A 17,134-nucleotide genomic window follows, 5' to 3' on the forward strand; every position below is an offset into this window, starting at 1 on the left:
ATTGTTTTACTTGTTTTTAGGCGATATACTGACTTGCTAAAAAGTAATTGACAATTGCTTCTTTCATTAAAACAGATTGTTCTCCTGCTTTTAAATTAGGCAGCTGTTCTTTGACTTTATAGTGCGGCCACCCTTCGTCATCAAAAAAATCAAATTCATAATAACCATAAGGTTCTAGAAGTCTACATATTGCAATATGCATAAGGTCAAGTTTTTCATCTTTTTTAAATTTTCGATGTAATTGACCTAATTCTTGTACTCCTATTAAATAGATAATACCATCAAGATCTAGATTTTCTCCTTCAGCAAATTGTTCAGAAAGCTTATCGACCAATATATCCCAGCGTTCTTTTAATTTTTCATCTCTAGCCATTGTTCTGTTTACTTTTTATACGGTATCCTTTTCGAGTATCTTTGAAAAAGACATTTTTGTTAAACTTTGTAGCAAAATTTTCCTAAAAAATTAAGCGCTACAAAAGTAGCGCTTAACAATAAAAAAATAACCAATTAAAAAGGAGAATTCTTACAACTCCCACAATATGCCGATTCCAGCATACTGATTCCTATAATTTCTAAAAGACCTTGCATCTATATCTGTATAATTTGTACTTCTTATTCTAGAAAACAAACTTCCTGTTATCGAAAACCCTTTGCTAATTTTATGCGAGATGCGCAATTGGGCATTGGCATATTCGTAGGTTAATTTTTCACCGATTAATCCCTCTGTATTTCTAGCTTCTATTTGTTTATAATTTCTGGTAATAAATGAAAATGACGAGTATACTTTGGTTCTTTTATTTTTGTATGACAAAATAATTCCGGGACCAAATTGATTAAATCCTGATCTGTTAGTAGAATTATCGATTCGGGTATAGTACATTAAATTGGGCCTAACCTTCAGCTCCTTACTAATAGGCAATTCGTAAAACACACTTGCTCTTGCATAATCCCAATCGCGTTCTCCATCTGTATCGATTTCACTAGCATTAAATGTATCGTATAATCGCTTTTTTACATAGGTGGTCAGTCCTAATTTATGTTCTAACTGTCTTACTTTAAAAGAGTGTGTCGTAGTGAATAACATGCCAAACTCATCAAACTGTAAATCACGAACTCCAAAAGCATCAAAATTTTTGAGATTATAAAATCCTTCTACAGTCATCTTATTGTTTTTAAATGGTATAAATCCTAGACCTAAAGTAGCCCCATAGTTGGTAAATCCCAGTGGATTGATAAGTACATCTTGATCACCACCTAACCCCTCTCTGTTCATTCTGGTAAATCTAGCCTCTCCAAGAAAAGTTATCTTTTTATTGAACTTATGATCGTATTTTACCCAGGTTTTTAGTCTCCAATAACTATCATCTAGATTTTCATAGAATATTCTAGAAAAAGGGGTTGCCGAGAACCGTATTCTATTTTTATTCCATTTGTAACGAAATTTATAATCAACAGATACGTCTTGATATAGACTGCTTGCGATTAAGTCTTCTTTAGGCAGGATCACATCGTTTACTCGTATTTCTGTTGGGCTTCTAAAGTAATTGTATTCATAACCTCCCAGTGTTTTGATATCCAGTGTTGTTTTACTTTGGGTAAAAGCAAAACTTGTAATCATAACTGCAAATCCAAAAGCAATTTTTCTTATATATGTCATTATTTTTATCTTCTTGTTTATTTTTTTTGAGTTACTTCTTTTAAACCTTTTTTATTTACTAATTGAATCCCTAATCCCGGTCGAACATTGATTTCCATAATTTGGGGGCCTTTTATTTTATCGATTACTATATCTATTCCTAGATAGTTTAGCGGAAACGCTTTTGCTGTATCGACTGATATTTCAAGTATTTCTTTCCAGTAGGGTATAGAAATCCCATTAACCTTAAAATTGGTGTCCGGATGATGATCAAAATACTGTTTACCATCATACACCTTTGTTAAGGTTCCATTATCCATATCTACTCCAATTCCTACTCCTTTTTGGTGAAGATTTGCCTTACCATCAGATTTATCTGTTGGCATTCTAAGCATTGCCATTAAGGGTTTATGTTCTAGTGTTATGATTCTAAAATCTGGTACGCCCTGCGGATATATTTTATGAAAAAAGGGGTGTGGTTCTATACATTCCTCAATCAAAACCCGATCGTGTGAACCTAAGGAAAAGAAACCCATAATAATAGCCGCCATGTGCTGAAAAATTTGGCGCTCTGATATAATTTTCCCGCTAGAAATCCAGTTATGATCAAGGTCTTTTTTTATAATTTTAATCCCTCCTCCCCCACAACCGTTTGCAGGTTTTATGGCCATAGTCGTGTATTTTTTGCAATACTCCCAAGCTTTTTTGATGTCGCTATTATATTCAATCACTGCATAAGTTGCCGCACACGGAATAGCGTATTGATGCAAGATTTCTTTGGTAAGTACTTTATCATCTGCAAGGGGATAATGTTTTTTAGGGTTATTAGGGTAGATCAGATTTATATTTCTTTCATTTAAACCTACTACTTGAGATTTTCTGCGTGATTTCATATTTGAAAAAGTTGAAAGCATAACTGGATTTATTTACTAATAGATTCGTTAAAAAGCGGTCTGAAACGATAAAATTCTACCCATCGTATGCCGATATATCTTCCTAGGAATACTGCTAATATTATAATTAAGAGAAGTAGTTCTGGAAAAATGATTAATACAGATGGTAACCATGACCAGGATAAAACGAGGTAGCATATTGTTGTTGCCAATAATGTTTGTAATAGTTTATCAATGGCCTCTTTATAACCATCTTCTGTAGTTGCCCGTGCAAAACGTTCTGCCGCTATGGTAAGAATAATTGTGGGAAAAAAAGAAAGTGTTGTTAACCAAAGAATATCATAACGTATACCAATCATGGTAGTGATTATCATTAAACTAACCATAAAGGTTAAAGAGATAACTAACTTTGGTGTATACAATAATCCTAATCTCTCAAATGGATAGGATACTAAGCCTACCATTAGTATTAAAACTACAAATAAAACAATCCCAAAAACAAATCCTGTATGCAACAATGAAAATGCAATTAAAACAGGTAGAAAAACACCGAAAGTCTTGAGCCCTATTATATTTCTTAAAAAAGCAACTAAAAGACCACCTATTGGCAATAAAAGAAGTAAGTTAAGAGCATTTTTAGGCATTACACCTCCTTTTACAAGGCTCCATAAAGATATACTTGACAACTCACTAATTTCTTCAGAATTCATATTTAGAAAAGAAATATGATGAGTCTCATCGATATGATACGTATAATCAAATTGAATACCAGCAGTATGTGTAATTAAGAATTCATCTCCCGTATGAATTTCTAAATAGTTGGCAGGGATATAGGCAAAATGGTTATTTAAAGCATCAAAAGGAACCCATACTTCATTGATCAGAACCTCAGCCCAAACATGAGATGTTCTCTTATTTGTATTTTCTAAAATGATTCCTCCTTTAATTCTGGCAGGGTATCCTAAGTTTCGACAAATTGCTACAAATAATCTACTCTTACCATTACAAGAAGCTCTATTCTGCTCTATTGCGGTCAACGCATCTGTTAACGTAATAATAGGTGCAGAAGGGATAGCTGCAACATAATCAAAAACGTTTTGGATGATCTCTTTATCATTTTGAGTCTCCTCTTGCAGTTGAGCTGCAATATTCTTAATATTACTATGATCTGATTGGATGTTCTCTGTTGGTAATAGGTAATCTTGTAGATGTTCTTTATGTTTTTCAGAAATAAAATCAAATCGTAAGGGAAGTGTATGTCTTGTTTCCTTTCCTTCAAAAACAAATTGATACTTTACAGCATGATATTGATTAGCTATCTCGGTATTCCAAACGCCCTTAATATTACCATTTCTTAGAGTATCTTTTATGAAGGTAAGAGTAGTATCATTTACAATCTTTTCTTCAGAAATACGTTGCCGTAAATTTTGATAAGGAACAAATGTTTTTACAGCAGTATGCTTATCTCCAGATTTAAAGAAGTAATCATAATTTACCTTGTAAACAACTTCTGGATTAAAGCTATCATAATTCATTAGAATAGGTTTTAGTTTAAAACCAATCGAGACTATCGCCACTACACTAACTAAAATCAATACCGTTCTAAGATTTGTTTTTAAATTCATTATCAGTTATTTTGTGTTCATAACAGGTATGATTAATTTTACCCTACCCATGAGTTGAAAAAAAAATTATGCAGGAATCTTCGAAATCTGTTTGTGACCGACCTATTTTCACTGAAGTGTTTGAAAAACATGCCATTGCTATTAGAAATTTTATTTATTACAAATGCGGAGATAAAGAACAGGCAGAGGATGTAATGCAAGAAGCATTTATTAAACTATGGGATAATTGCAAAAAAGTACTATTTGAAAAAACTAAACCCTTTTTATGTACAGTAGCTAATAATATCTTTTTAAATCAAGTCGCGCGCAAAAAGGTTAGATTAGAGTACACAAGAATTGCACCTAGAAATAAAAACACAGAATCCCCGGATTTTGTACTAGAGGAAAAAGAATTCATGGATACATTACAAAATGCCATCGCTGACCTCTCTGAGGCTCAACGAGAAGTATTTTTATTGAATAGAATAGATCAAAAGACCTATGTTGAAATTGCAGAAATGTTAGGCATTTCTGTAAAAGCAGTAGAAAAAAGAATGCATAATGCCCTAAAACAACTAAGAAAACTAGTAAAAGGTATTTAATCTTATTTTTTTATTTTAAACAGGGTAGGGTATTTTGTTTTACACCTGTTATGAGTTAAATATTTGGTAATTCGGCCAAATTTTATGTTAACTTTTATGTTGAACGAAAATGAAAATACATATCTAGCCAAATGGTTATCTAATGATTTAAGTCCTGAAGAACTTGAAGAATTTAGGAACATGCCCGAATATGATGATTATAAAAAAATCATTACTGGGCTTGAATACTTCAAGGCACCTTCATTTGATCTTAAAGAGTCCTTAGAAACTACCGTTGATAAACTGGACCAGCCAAGAAAACCGAAGGTCATCAAGTTAAAACCTTTTATATATGCCATTTCTGCTGCTGTATCAATTGTCTTAATTATTGGTTTGTTTTTTAATACAGTAACCTATACCGCAGCTAGTGGGCAACAATTAGCCATAGTGTTACCTGATGGTAGTAATATTGAACTTAATGCTGCTACCACCTTAAGTCACAAACGTTTTTTTTGGATGCAAAATCGAGAGGTGCAATTAGACGGAGAGGCATTCTTTAGAGTTACATCAGGCTCAACCTTTACTGTTACTACCAATTTAGGTACTATAGAAGTATTAGGTACTCAATTTAATGTCAAGAAAAGAGAAAAAGAATTTAGAGTAGGGTGTTATGAAGGAAAAGTTAGAGTGTCTACTATCCAGAACAAACAAAAAATACTTCAAAAAGGACAAGGAGTCGTGTTACAAGACAAACAACTTCTTGATGAGCGTATTATCGACTCTCAACCACTCTGGAAAATAGGTGAAAGCATTTTTAACAGCGCTCCTTTAAAAGAAGTACTCGATGAACTTGAACGACAATATAGTATCACCTTCATACGTGAAAACATAGATCAAACTAAATTTTTTACAGGAGGCTTTAACAATAAGGATGTAAACATTGCACTAGAATCTGTGCTCATTCCTATGGGAATAGACTACACTATTAATGGTTCCAAAATTTTACTTTCTACCCAATAAAGTTTAATAAATGTAGTTTGTCTGCATACATCAATCTTGTCAAAATCTTTAAATTTCAATATGAAAAAAGTATTGTTTTTGTTTTTCTTATGCAGCTATTCTTTACTGGCTCAAATTAATAAAGATTACAAAAAAACACCCTTACAACAGGTACTTACCGAGGTATCAGAATCCTACGATTTGATTTTTTCTTTTAGTGATGAAATAATCAAAAACAAAACGATTACCTTGGTAATTAATGATACACCTCTGGATCAAATTTTGGTTGCATTAAGAACATTAACTAAACTCAATTTTAAAAAAATATCTAATCGCCAAGTAATCATAAGTACACCTAATAGAAAAGTTGAAGTTTGTGGTTATCTATTTGATGAAACAACTAATGCCCCGCTTTCTTTTGCTACTATATCTATCAAGAGCCAAAATATGGGTACTGTAGCTAATGATAAAGGTTTTTTTCAATTAGGTGACATAAAAGAAGATTCTCAAATTACTATACAACATGTTGGATATATGGATAAGAAAATCTCTGCTAGTGATTTTAAAAAATCGGGATGTCCTAAAATACCTCTTTTTCAAGAAGACACTGCACTAGAAGAGGTTTTAATCATAGAATATATAACCAAAGGAATAGATAAAAAAATAGATGGATCATTTTCTATTTTAAATGAAGACTTAGGTATTCTTCCGGGTCAAAGCGAACCTGATATTTTACAAAGCATACAACTAATCCCAGGCATAAATAGTCCTGATGAGACCGTTACCGGAATACAAATACGAGGTGGATCATCAGACCAAAACCTTGTGCTCTGGGACAATATTAAGATGTATAATACGGGGCATTTTTTTGGAATGCTTTCTGCGTTTAATCCCAATATTATAAAAGATGCTAAAATTTTCAAAGGGGGCGCACATCCCAAATACGGCGATCGAGCATCTGGGGTCATAGATATCTCAAGCGATAAAGAAGTACCAGAGAAATTTGGTGGTGGTTCAGGAATTAATGGTACTCATGCTGATTTATATTTCAAAACTCCTGTTACCAAAAAGATCGGAGCTATAATCTCTGGAAGACGATCTTATACTGATCTTTTAGAAACACCAACATATAAGGCACTTTCAGAAAAAGTTTTTCAAAACACAAAAATAACAGCATCTCCTGGAACACTAATTGATGAAGAAGAAGATGAAGATGAGGTAGAAGCAGCTATTGGAGAAAACAACTTTTTTTTCTATGATCTAAGCGCAAAATTAATCATTGACACTTCTGAAAATGATAAAATAATGATCAGTAGCATATATACCAGTAATGATTTAACCTTTGAAATTGACAATGAAGAAGATCAAATTACAGATGATCTTAAAATTCAAAACGAAGGGGTTAGTTTCTCCTGGGAAGGTACCAAAAGGAAAAAAATTCGTCACAGTTTAAAAGGATATTACTCTAAATATGATTCTGGTTACTTGTATACAGAACGAGAAGAAAACACCATAGAAGAACAAGCCGTTAGAACTAATATTGTAAAAGACATTGGGTTAGATGCCAATATTACATTTGATATCAGTAAAAAAAACTCTTTTACGCTAGGGTACCAATTTTCTGACAATGATGTCTCCTACACAATTACAGAAGAAAGTGAATTCGAAACCCCTTTGAATGAATCAGACCTTGTTAAGAATATAGCGAATACCTTTTACGGTAACTATCAATTTTTGTCAAAGAACAAAGGTTTTATTGCTTTGGGTTTACGAGCATCTCATTATGACGTGATTGATAATGTTTATGTAGAACCCAGAATCAATATTGAGTATCCTATCACGAGTACACTAAGAATAAAAGCTACAGGTGAGCTGCGTTACCAGCCAATAAGTCAACTTATAGAATTTGAAGACACACAACTACGACTACAAAATAATATTTGGATCCATGCAAATGACGAAATCCCCGTATTAGAAAGCACACAGTTTTCTACGGGTTTATTGTTTTCTAAAAATGATTGGAATATCGAAATCGATGGATATTATAAAAATATTGACGGGTTAACATCGATTACCAACGGATTTAATACTGGCAATTTAGAATTATCTACAGGAGAAAGTAGGATTACAGGAGTTGATATACTTTTAAAGAAAAAGTTTAATGATTTTAGAACATGGATTGGGTATACATTTAATGATATTGAATATACTTTTCCTGAAATACAAGATGCGCCTTTTCCTGGTAATAATGATATAACACACAATTTTCGGGTTTCGAACACTTATGAGGTTAATCAATGGGAATTTTCTTTAGGCTGGTTATGGCGATCTGGAGCTCCTTTTACAGAGGCAGATTTAATCAATGATGAAATCGAATATGGCACTCCAAATGCAAAACGATTAAAAAATTATCATAGATTAGATATATCGGCAATTCATCGATTCAATCTTAACACATCTGGTAGTTGGCAAGGGCATTTAGGCGCTTCTATTCAAAATGTTTATAATCGAAAAATACCTATATCAATACGCTATCAGGCAGATGAAAATCCTAATACAGATGAAATTGAATTAGAGGTACTACGACAAGAATCTCTTGGCATTACACCAAACCTAATTTTCAGGATGTATTTTTAAAACTTCTTTTATTTAAATTTATCGATAACGTTAGTTACTTGATTTCTATGCAAAAATCGAGAAAGTATAATTTCATCTTCAGAAGTAATAACGCCAATCAATATATAAAAACCAATACTCATTTTATATACACCAGTCGCTCCATCTATTTTTCTAAACTGAGGTATAGCATCAACCCTATTTGCGTTTTTAAGGGATTGTAAAACCTCTTTTACCTTAAGATCAAGAGAATTATCATTCACGTTTTTAAAGTCTGTAGCAAACTGCATAGATATCTTTGTTTGCATACTTATGAATTAAATAATTCATCTTCGTTAACCGTCTTTATATTTTGTGCTTGCTGTAAAAGAAGTAATAAACCAAAATCTTCCTTTTGTTCTAAAGACATGCTATTCATTTGCTCTTTCTGCTTATGTTCTACATACCACGATATTGCATCTTCCATGATTTTTTTTACACTAGAGCTCTCTATTGCCGCTAATACCTTTAGTTTCGGGATTAAACTTTCATCAATATCTATAATTTTTCTCATTGTATATACTATATATATTATATGTTAAATATATAAAATTTTGTGAATTTAATTTCTGTTTGAAGAACCGTTTCCTAAACACAACAATACTATTCTGTCAAATGCAAATCGTCTAAAGCTCAAAAATTGCGAATTAAAAAACCATCTTGAGGTATGGATAGAATGAATTATATTTGAATTACTAATCATTCATTCATGAATTACATTGACATCATATTAGGGATCTTATTATTATGGGGATTAATAAATGGGTTTAGCAAAGGTCTATTTTCTTCACTAGCCTCTTTAGTTGCTCTTGTGGTAGGGATTTATATTGCAGTCCACTTTTCACATATCATAGGTGAATACTTACAACAATATGTAGATTGGCCAGATGGTGCCATGAAATTAACGGCTTTTGCCTTAACTTTTATATTAGTTGTAGTTCTTGTTTCTTTGGCAGGTAAATTACTTACTAAAATTGCAGATTATGCTGCGTTAGGAGTTTTAAACAAGATATTAGGAGCCGCTTTTGGAGTGCTAAAATTTGCATTTATTGCTAGTGTTGTGATTATCTTCTTTGAGGCTATAAACCGCAATATAACATTAATTAAAGCAGACACGCTAAATACATCTATATTATATACTCCCGTTCGAAAACTGGCACCTATGGTATTGCCAACAGTGCTAAAAGAAACTCCTAAAGATGCTTCTGGAAATGCCTTATATTAGGCAAAACCTATCTTATACTAGTTCTTTTAAATATGTAATGCACGTGTAAAAATCATTAAACACATTAGATTCAGGTATTAGATCCGGTACAATATTTATACTTTTTGCCAGATATAATGGTTGCCTTTGAATTCCTACAATATATGTTTGTATACCCTTTTGTTCTAGACCTAAAATAATTTCTTCGAGTGCATATACTCCAGATTGATCCATATAAGGTACCTTATCCATCCTCAAGATAACATGTTTAGCTGTTTCAGGTATTTGATTTGCCAATCGTTGTAGCTCACTAGTCGCCCCAAAAAATACTGGACCTTCTAGATGCTTAATAAATATCTCTTCTTTAAGTTCGTTCTGAAAGTTAATTTCATCTTTCCATAGTTTTTCTCTAGCACTATTCTCTAAACCATCTAGCGATTGTATTTTAGATCCACTAGCGGTAACATCACCCATTTTCTTCATAAACATTAATGACGCTAAAATCATTCCAATACCTACTGCATATACTAAGTCCCAGAAAACAGAAAGTATTAAAACTACCACCATAATAATCACCTCGACCTTTGGCATATTGGGTATTGCTTTCAACCCTTTATAATCCATCACACCGATACCTACTGTTATCAAAATACCCGCTAATACAGAAGCTGGTATTTGAGAAGCAACTGGTCCTAGTGCTAATAATACGATTAACAACAAAACTCCTGCAATCATACCTGATAATTTGGTTTTACCCCCAGCATTAATATTTACAACTGTTCTTATGGTAGCACCTGCACCAGGAATTCCTCCAAAAAACGCTGCTATACTGTTTCCGATACCCTGCCCTATTAATTCTTTATTTGGTTTATGTTTTGTCCTTGTCATATTATCAGCTACTACAGAGGTTAGTAATGAATCTATAGCGCCTAAAAAGGATAATGACAAAGCCGTAAAAAAGTATGGGACAACTGATGCCAAATTAAACTCTGTTATAATCGATAGTTTTGGTAGCGGAAAACCACTTGGGATGGTCTCTATAGGTCTATAATCTAAATTAAAACCAAATGCTACTCCAGAAACCACAACCAAAGCTACTAATGTACTCGGGACAGCAGTTGTTATCTTCTTAAAACCATAAATAATAAATATGGTTACTAAACAGAGTATTAGTTCTAGATAATTGATACTTTTTATTGCTCTGGGTAAACTTTTTATTGCTCCCATTACTCCTGCTGATTCGCTTCCTGCAAGGGCAACTGCTTCTAATTGTATTTCTGAATCAGCTATATTTTCTGCTTTCTTTATAGTTTCTTTAAAATCTTCGAGTACGAGAATTCCTTGGCCTGCTTCATCTTTTAAAATTTTATCTAGAATTACCTCTTCTGCTTGTGGTCTGAATCGTTCAACATAAGCTTGGTCTTCTTTAGGATAATATCCAAAAGCCGGTAAAAACTGCGTAAATAAGATCATCACTCCAATAGCAGTCATAAATCCCGAGACTACAGGATAAGGGATATATCTAATATATTTTCCAATACCAATAATACCTAGTCCTATTTGCATAAGCCCGGCTAAAAGAAATATCGTTAAAATGGCAGGTAATGCTTTTTCTACATCTCCGTTATTGGCTCCTATTAATCCAGCAATAACAAGCATACTTACTGCTGTCATTGGCGCTGTTGGTCCAGAAATCTGGGTATTTGTACCCCCAAACAGGGCAGCAAAAAAACTGATAAAAATTGCCCCGTATAAACCCGCACTAGGCCCTAAGCCAGAGGATACGCCAAATGCTAAGGCCAACGGTAATGCAACAATCCCTGCAGTTAATCCTCCGAATGCGTCTCCTTTAAGATGATTAAAAAAACCTTTCATAATAACTATTTTTCTTTCTGTATTCGACAATAGTAAAACTATTAAAACTAAAAACAAAAAAACAACCATTGAAATTAAAACAATGGTTGTTTTGGGAAAACTTTATGACTTGTAGACTTTACAAAAAAGTTACAGCTCCATTACTTATATCATACATACCGCCAATGATCTGAATTTCACCGTTATCTTCCATTTCTTTAAGGACTTCACTATCCTTTCTTATGGCGTCAATAGTCATTTGTACATTTTTTACAGCTACTTCATTTACAAAATCAATATTTTTTGAATTTCTCTGTGAAGCATCTGCAGGCTCACTTACTGCTTCAACTGCAGGTTTTATCTTACTAATTAATGCAGTTAAATTACCAAGTTTTGCATCATCGCAAGCGCCTTTTACTGCGCCACAACTTGTATGGCCTAATACCAATACTAATTTTGTTCCTGCTAATTTGCAAGCAAACTCCATACTACCTAAAATATCTTCATTTACAAAGTTACCTGCTACTCTAGCGCTAAAAATATCTCCGATCCCTTGATCAAATATCAATTCTGAAGAAACCCTAGAATCGATACAACTTAATATCGTTGCAAAAGGATATTGACCACTAGTTGTATCTGCAACTTGCTCAAGTAAATCTCTATTAGCCTGCTTCTTTTTCTGAAACCTTAAATTACCTTCTTTAAGTAAATCTAACGCTCCTTTTGGAGTAATTAATGCCTGTGTTTCTTTAGTATATGCCTTCATAGTATTATTATATTTTGTATTCTTTTTTCTGTTTAGATAGTTATGTGTTTTTTGGTCTAAGACTAAAAAACTTGATATAACTATCTGGGTTTTCAATTTCACCTCTCTCTGATATTAACTTAATATCTATATTTCTTTGTTTTGCTTTACTAGAGAAATCTTCTAAAATTTCTATAATATCGTTATCCAGATATCTCGTTTTTCTAACGTCTAAAGTAAGATACGTATCTTCTGGTAATCGATCAAATTCTTTTAAAATTGCTCCTTTGTTAAAAAAGGTAACCTCTTCTGCAAGGGTCATGGTAATTTTATGTTTCCCATTACTTTTATCTTCAATATGTAAGAAGTGTGAATTCTGATAACTTTTAATCAAAATTACAACAATACCTACCAACAGGCCAAGCCCAATACCCCATAAAAGATCAATAAAGATAATCCCTAATACAGTAACTGTAAAAGGTATAAATTGTTTCCATCCCATTAAATACATTTTCTTAAACAAAGATGGTTTTGCCAATTTATAACCAACAATTAACAGAATTGATGCCAATACTGAAAGCGGAATCATATTAAGCAATCGAGGTATTAAAACTACTGAAATAAGCAACAAAAATCCATGTATAATAGCCGATAGTTTTGTTTTACCTCCAGATTGTATATTAGCAGAACTTCTAACAATTACTTGAGTAATTGGCAACCCTCCTATCATACCCGAAATAATATTTCCGGTTCCTTGCGCCAATAATTCTCTATTAGTAGGAGTAACATTTTTATCAGGATCTAATTTGTCTGTAGCTTCAACACAAAGCAATGTTTCTAAACTCGCCACCAAAGCAATAGTAAAGGCCGTGATCCAAATATCGCCACTTAAAATCACTCCAAAATTAGGAAAGCTAAACTGCCCCAAAAATGATGATAAATCTCCTGGTATAGGAACACTTACTAAATGTTCTTTGGCAATACCAATACTTTCATTTCCTTGTGTAAAAATAAAATAAAGAATTCCCAAAGCCACGGCAACTAACGGTCCTTGTATAACTTGAAAAAATTTAGCCTTTTTAGCCAATACCTTATCCCAGAATAATAATATCGCCAATCCAATAACCGCTATGATCGTAGCTCCTGGACTTATATAATTTAAAGAATTAAATATTTCAGAGAAGGTATTTTCTCCATCTACTTGAAAAAATGCAAAATCTCCTTCTGGATCTGAGTCATATCCAAAAAAGTGCGGAATTTGTTTTAAAATGATAATTATACCGATACCGGTTAGCATACCTTTTATGACTGAGGAAGGAAAATAATATCCTATAATACCGGCTCTTAGAAATCCAAAAACTAATTGAATCGCACCACCAAGTACTACTGCCACTAAAAAATTCTCGTATCCGCCTAATGTGCCAATAGACGTAAGTACAATTGCAGCTAAACCTGCTGCAGGGCCACTAACTCCTATCTTAGAACCACTCAAGCCTCCAACAACAATTCCGCCAATAATTCCTGCGATTAGACCAGAAAAAAGAGGAGCCCCGCTGGCAAGGGCGATACCTAAACATAGTGGTAATGCTACAAAAAACACTACTACACTAGCCGGTAGATCATTTTTTAAATTCTTGAAAATGCTCATAGTTATAAAAATTGTAAGTCGATCTTAATCATAGATTAAGAACAATTAGATAAAATAAAATTGAAATAATTTACAAAAGAAATTGTCTTAGTATTTACTTAACACAAAGACAGCTTTTGCGATAAAAACAGCCAATACAAATTAAGAAAATTTTGGAGGTGGTGTTTTAAATTCTAGATATACAGAAGAATTAGTTAAATAAAAATCAGGATAAAATGAGTCGATCGTATGAACGACTGACGCAGTATTTTCGTACAAAAACTGCGAAATTTTATCTTTTTCTTTATGATCTTCATTCTCGGTATTTTCTTTTTCTTTTTTTTCAGAATTTTCAGTTTCTTCAAGAACAACAGCAGTTTTATCCTCGCAGGAATAGAAATCAATCAATCCCACCGCGTAATTCATCATATTCAGGAGAAAACCGAACACGATTAAAAACTTTGCTATTTTACGTTTATGAAACACTTAAAAAAGATTTTAGAGACGAAAATAATAGTATTACTTTCAAATACTGTTAATTAAATTTTAAATTTAACTAAACAAGACCTTTATTTCAAAAAAATAAACTAAATGTAAAATGATCATAAATGATAATTTAAGTATCTTTTTTCCACACAATTCAGAATACAATTATACACGGTGCTGCTATGAAAAATAATGTAGATTATTTTAAACTCTTACTTTTTATTATTGTGATTTTTTTATCAGGATGCGGAATTGACTCCTCTGTATCAGAAATTAACTTACAACAAAATTGGGACTTCAAAACATCAAAAGATACTCAATGGCATGCGGCAACCGTGCCAGGCACAGTGCATACAGACCTTATTGATCTCGGGATTATAAAAGACCCTTATTATCGTCTAAATGAACATGATTTACAATGGATCGATAAAGAAGATTGGGAGTACAAAACTAATTTTGAACTCTCTAAGACAGATCTGCGTAAGCAACATATATCATTAGACTTTTTAGGTTTAGATACGTATAGCAAAATATACCTTAATGATTCATTAGTAATGCAAACAGATAATATGTTTAGAACCTATTCTGCAAGCATTAAACCCTTATTAAAAGTTGGTAGTAACAAATTGCATATCATTTTTGATTCCCCAATACAAAGAGGTATTCAAAAATATGATAGTCTAGGATATAAAATTCCTGTTTCTGATAATGATCTATCTAAAATAGGTAAAGTAACAGATGAAAAACAAGTTAGTATATACACACGCAAAGCCGGATATCATTTTGGGTGGGATTGGGGTCCGAGATTAGTGACATCCGGTATTTGGAGACCAATAATTCTGAAAAGTTGGAATCATCACAAGATCAACGATCTATTCATACAACAAAATAACATTGGTCAAAAAGCGCAGTTAACCGCGCAAATTGAAGTAGAAGCTGACAAGGATAATGATAATGCAATTGTTGCCTTGCACCTTAATCAAGGTCAACAACCTATAAAAACTGTTGAATTAAAACTAAACAAAGGAATAAATCACTTAAAAATCCCTTTCGAAATTGACAACCCAAAGCTATGGTGGCCCAATGGCATGGGAGATCAGATTTTGTACAGTATAGAAGCAAAGGTAACGGCAAATTCATATATGGATTCAAAATCGCATAGAATTGGTTTAAGAACTATAGAATTGATCCGCGAAAAAGACAGTATTGGCGCCTCATTTTATTTTAAAGTAAATGGTCATCCCGTATTTATGAAAGGAGCAAATTATATCCCTCAAGACGTTTTTTTAACCAGAGCTAAAAGCGAAAATTATAAGCATATTTTATCCTCTGCAAAAGAGGCTAATATGAATATGTTGCGTGTTTGGGGAGGGGGTATCTATGAAAATGATGAGTTCTATGAACTCTGTGATGAAATGGGATTATTAGTTTGGCAAGATTTTATGTTTGCCTGTGCCATGTTTCCTGGTGATGCTTCGTTTTTAGAAAACGTAAAACAAGAAGCTATTGATAATGTTAAACGATTAAGAAATCATACCTCTATTGCTCTTTGGTGTGGTAATAATGAAATACTATCTGCATGGGAGAACTGGGGCTGGAAAAACAAGGTAATCGAGGAACAATCTCAAGAGGTTGCCAATACCATTTGGAACGCATATGATGATATATTTCATAAAGTTCTTCCAGAAGTTGTAGATGCGTACGATCCCTCTCGCACGTATTGGCCCTCATCTCCTGGAAGTGATTTTGGAGAAAAAGAATCTTTTGAAAAAGGTGATGCTCATTATTGGTTAGTTTGGTGGGGTAAACAACCTTTTGACAATTATAATACCGCAATCCCTCGTTTTATGTCAGAATATGGTTTTCAGTCTTTTCCCGAATTATCAACTGTAGAAAAATATACCTTGCCCGAAGATCACGATGTATATTCAGAAGTAATGAAATCACATCAAAGATCTAGTATTGGTAATGAAACCATTGAAGAATATATGCTAAGACATTACCAGAAACCCAAAGATTTTGCAAGTTTTTTATACGTAAGTCAGTTACTACAAGCCCATGGTATAAAAGTGGGTATCGAAGCTCATAGAAGAAATAGAGATCGATGTATGGGAAGTCTTTATTGGCAAATTAACGACTGCTGGCCTGTGGCTTCCTGGTCAAGTATCGATTATTACGGAAAATGGAAAGCGCTACATTATACTGCTAAAAAATCCTTTGAAAATATCTTGATTAGTTTCGAGAACAAAAAAGATAACTTAGATGTATTTGTAGTTTCTGATTCTTTAAAAAATATAAATGCACAATTAGAAATACGATTATTGGATTTTGATGGTAATGAATTAAAACAATGGCAAAAACAAGTTGTGATTGATCAAAACCAATCCAAAAAATATTTTGAGTTATTAAAAAGCGAATTTATTAAAGAAGCTTCTCAAGATAATGTGTTCTTTCATGCGCAATTAATAGCTAATGAAAAAACTATTGCTGAAAACACCTTTTATTTAAAACCCTATAAATCTCTTAATTTCCCGAAACCAGATTTAACATATTCAATTAGTGAAGATGATAGCCATTTTATAGTATCCTTAGTAACCAAAAAAATAGCAAAAGACGTTTTTATTTCTTCAGGCTCTGACCAAAATTTTACAGATAATTATTTTGATATGCTTCCGAATATGCAAAAAACGATAAGAATCAAAAAAACCAATGCAGAGACATTAAATACATTTAAGAAGAAATTAAAAGTAATAACGTTGTTTGACAGTTATACAAACTAATCATTATTTCATGCAAACTTATCTAAAACTTTATTCGTACTTCAATAAAGCATCAGAAGACAACTTTTTT

General features: G+C 32.7%; 15 protein-coding genes. 5 read left to right on the forward strand and 10 right to left on the reverse strand.

Annotation, left to right across the window (positions count from 1 at the left end; all coding sequences use genetic code 11):
- Window positions 1-16 precede the first annotated feature (16 nt).
- From D1816_RS15640 to D1816_RS15655, 4 genes are all read right to left on the reverse strand, one after another.
- A complete protein-coding gene (locus D1816_RS15640; protein ID WP_066312071.1) occupies window positions 17-373 on the reverse strand; it encodes a hypothetical protein in 357 nt (118 codons plus the stop codon).
- 150 nt (window positions 374-523) lie between these two features.
- Window positions 524-1,657, reverse strand: a complete 1,134-nt coding sequence (locus D1816_RS15645; protein ID WP_118504034.1) for a hypothetical protein — start codon at window positions 1,655-1,657, stop codon at window positions 524-526.
- A 17-nt stretch (window positions 1,658-1,674) separates the two neighbouring features.
- The gene (locus D1816_RS15650; RefSeq protein ID WP_158597721.1) at window positions 1,675-2,529 is read right to left on the reverse strand and encodes a sugar-transfer associated ATP-grasp domain-containing protein; all 855 of its coding nucleotides are present in this window, start codon (window positions 2,527-2,529) and stop codon (window positions 1,675-1,677) included.
- Between the two features lie 29 nt (window positions 2,530-2,558).
- Window positions 2,559-4,154, reverse strand: coding sequence for a 7TM domain-containing protein (locus D1816_RS15655; protein ID WP_118504036.1), 1,596 nt, complete (start codon window positions 4,152-4,154; stop codon window positions 2,559-2,561).
- Between the two features lie 68 nt (window positions 4,155-4,222).
- On the opposite strand from D1816_RS15655, the gene D1816_RS15660 reads away from it, so the two are divergent.
- The 3 genes from D1816_RS15660 to D1816_RS15670 all read left to right on the forward strand — a co-directional run bounded on the left by D1816_RS15660 (window position 4,223) and on the right by D1816_RS15670 (window position 8,350).
- A complete protein-coding gene (locus tag D1816_RS15660; protein ID WP_066312081.1) occupies window positions 4,223-4,735 on the forward strand; it encodes an RNA polymerase sigma factor in 513 nt (170 codons plus the stop codon).
- Between the two features lie 96 nt (window positions 4,736-4,831).
- Window positions 4,832-5,734 carry a FecR family protein gene (locus D1816_RS15665; RefSeq protein ID WP_158597720.1) on the forward strand — a complete coding sequence of 301 codons (903 nt, stop codon included), beginning with the start codon at window positions 4,832-4,834 and terminating at the stop codon, window positions 5,732-5,734.
- Between the two features lie 60 nt (window positions 5,735-5,794).
- The gene (locus D1816_RS15670; RefSeq protein WP_118504038.1) at window positions 5,795-8,350 is read left to right on the forward strand and encodes a carboxypeptidase-like regulatory domain-containing protein; all 2,556 of its coding nucleotides are present in this window, start codon (window positions 5,795-5,797) and stop codon (window positions 8,348-8,350) included.
- A gap of 8 nt (window positions 8,351-8,358) precedes the next feature.
- On the opposite strand, the gene D1816_RS15675 is transcribed toward D1816_RS15670, so the two are convergent.
- Window positions 8,359-8,637, reverse strand: a complete 279-nt coding sequence (locus tag D1816_RS15675) for a hypothetical protein (protein ID WP_118504039.1) — start codon at window positions 8,635-8,637, stop codon at window positions 8,359-8,361.
- 2 nt (window positions 8,638-8,639) lie between these two features.
- Entirely contained in the window at window positions 8,640-8,882 is a 243-nt protein-coding gene (locus D1816_RS15680) for a hypothetical protein (RefSeq protein ID WP_118504040.1), read from the reverse strand.
- Between the two features lie 195 nt (window positions 8,883-9,077).
- Here D1816_RS15680 and D1816_RS15685 point away from each other — a divergent pair, with 195 nt between their 5' ends.
- Window positions 9,078-9,593 carry a CvpA family protein gene (locus D1816_RS15685; protein ID WP_066312085.1) on the forward strand — a complete coding sequence of 172 codons (516 nt, stop codon included), beginning with the start codon at window positions 9,078-9,080 and terminating at the stop codon, window positions 9,591-9,593.
- 12 nt (window positions 9,594-9,605) lie between these two features.
- Here D1816_RS15685 and D1816_RS15690 read toward each other — a convergent pair whose 3' ends face one another.
- The 4 genes from D1816_RS15690 to D1816_RS15705 all read right to left on the reverse strand — a co-directional run bounded on the left by D1816_RS15690 (window position 9,606) and on the right by D1816_RS15705 (window position 14,227).
- The gene (locus tag D1816_RS15690) at window positions 9,606-11,447 is read right to left on the reverse strand and encodes a SulP family inorganic anion transporter (RefSeq protein WP_118506271.1); all 1,842 of its coding nucleotides are present in this window, start codon (window positions 11,445-11,447) and stop codon (window positions 9,606-9,608) included.
- Window positions 11,448-11,565: 118 nt separating this feature from the next.
- Window positions 11,566-12,192, reverse strand: coding sequence for a carbonic anhydrase family protein (locus D1816_RS15695; protein WP_066312087.1), 627 nt, complete (start codon window positions 12,190-12,192; stop codon window positions 11,566-11,568).
- 40 nt (window positions 12,193-12,232) lie between these two features.
- Window positions 12,233-13,813, reverse strand: a complete 1,581-nt coding sequence (locus tag D1816_RS15700; RefSeq protein WP_118506272.1) for a SulP family inorganic anion transporter — start codon at window positions 13,811-13,813, stop codon at window positions 12,233-12,235.
- Window positions 13,814-13,960: 147 nt separating this feature from the next.
- Window positions 13,961-14,227: a hypothetical protein gene (locus D1816_RS15705; RefSeq protein ID WP_147405036.1), complete on the reverse strand. Its 267-nt coding sequence runs from the start codon at window positions 14,225-14,227 to the stop codon at window positions 13,961-13,963.
- Between the two features lie 239 nt (window positions 14,228-14,466).
- Here D1816_RS15705 and D1816_RS15710 point away from each other — a divergent pair, with 239 nt between their 5' ends.
- Window positions 14,467-17,064, forward strand: coding sequence for a glycoside hydrolase family 2 protein (locus D1816_RS15710; RefSeq protein ID WP_118504042.1), 2,598 nt, complete (start codon window positions 14,467-14,469; stop codon window positions 17,062-17,064).
- The last annotated feature ends 70 nt before the right edge of the window (window positions 17,065-17,134 follow it).

The organism is Aquimarina sp. AD10 (assembly GCF_003443715.1).
Taxonomy (GTDB): Bacteria; Bacteroidota; Bacteroidia; order Flavobacteriales; family Flavobacteriaceae; genus Aquimarina; species Aquimarina aggregata.

Excerpts from the sequence above, each read along its gene's own strand:
- D1816_RS15660 (WP_066312081.1), top strand. The coding sequence starts at position 4,223 with ATGCAGGAATCTTCGAAATCTGTTTGTGACCGACCTATTTTCACTGAA.
- D1816_RS15655 (WP_118504036.1), bottom strand. The coding sequence starts at position 4,154 with ATGAATTTAAAAACAAATCTTAGAACGGTATTGATTTTAGTTAGTGTA.
- D1816_RS15710 (WP_118504042.1), top strand. The coding sequence starts at position 14,467 with ATGAAAAATAATGTAGATTATTTTAAACTCTTACTTTTTATTATTGTG.
- D1816_RS15680 (WP_118504040.1), bottom strand. The coding sequence starts at position 8,882 with ATGAGAAAAATTATAGATATTGATGAAAGTTTAATCCCGAAACTAAAG.
- D1816_RS15685 (WP_066312085.1), top strand. The coding sequence starts at position 9,078 with ATGAATTACATTGACATCATATTAGGGATCTTATTATTATGGGGATTA.
- D1816_RS15695 (WP_066312087.1), bottom strand. The coding sequence starts at position 12,192 with ATGAAGGCATATACTAAAGAAACACAGGCATTAATTACTCCAAAAGGA.
- D1816_RS15640 (WP_066312071.1), bottom strand. The coding sequence starts at position 373 with ATGGCTAGAGATGAAAAATTAAAAGAACGCTGGGATATATTGGTCGAT.
- D1816_RS15645 (WP_118504034.1), bottom strand. The coding sequence starts at position 1,657 with ATGACATATATAAGAAAAATTGCTTTTGGATTTGCAGTTATGATTACA.
- D1816_RS15705 (WP_147405036.1), bottom strand. The coding sequence starts at position 14,227 with ATGATGAATTACGCGGTGGGATTGATTGATTTCTATTCCTGCGAGGAT.
- D1816_RS15670 (WP_118504038.1), top strand. The coding sequence starts at position 5,795 with ATGAAAAAAGTATTGTTTTTGTTTTTCTTATGCAGCTATTCTTTACTG.
- D1816_RS15650 (WP_158597721.1), bottom strand. The coding sequence starts at position 2,529 with ATGAAATCACGCAGAAAATCTCAAGTAGTAGGTTTAAATGAAAGAAAT.
- D1816_RS15690 (WP_118506271.1), bottom strand. The coding sequence starts at position 11,447 with ATGAAAGGTTTTTTTAATCATCTTAAAGGAGACGCATTCGGAGGATTA.
- D1816_RS15675 (WP_118504039.1), bottom strand. The coding sequence starts at position 8,637 with ATGCAAACAAAGATATCTATGCAGTTTGCTACAGACTTTAAAAACGTG.
- D1816_RS15665 (WP_158597720.1), top strand. The coding sequence starts at position 4,832 with ATGTTGAACGAAAATGAAAATACATATCTAGCCAAATGGTTATCTAAT.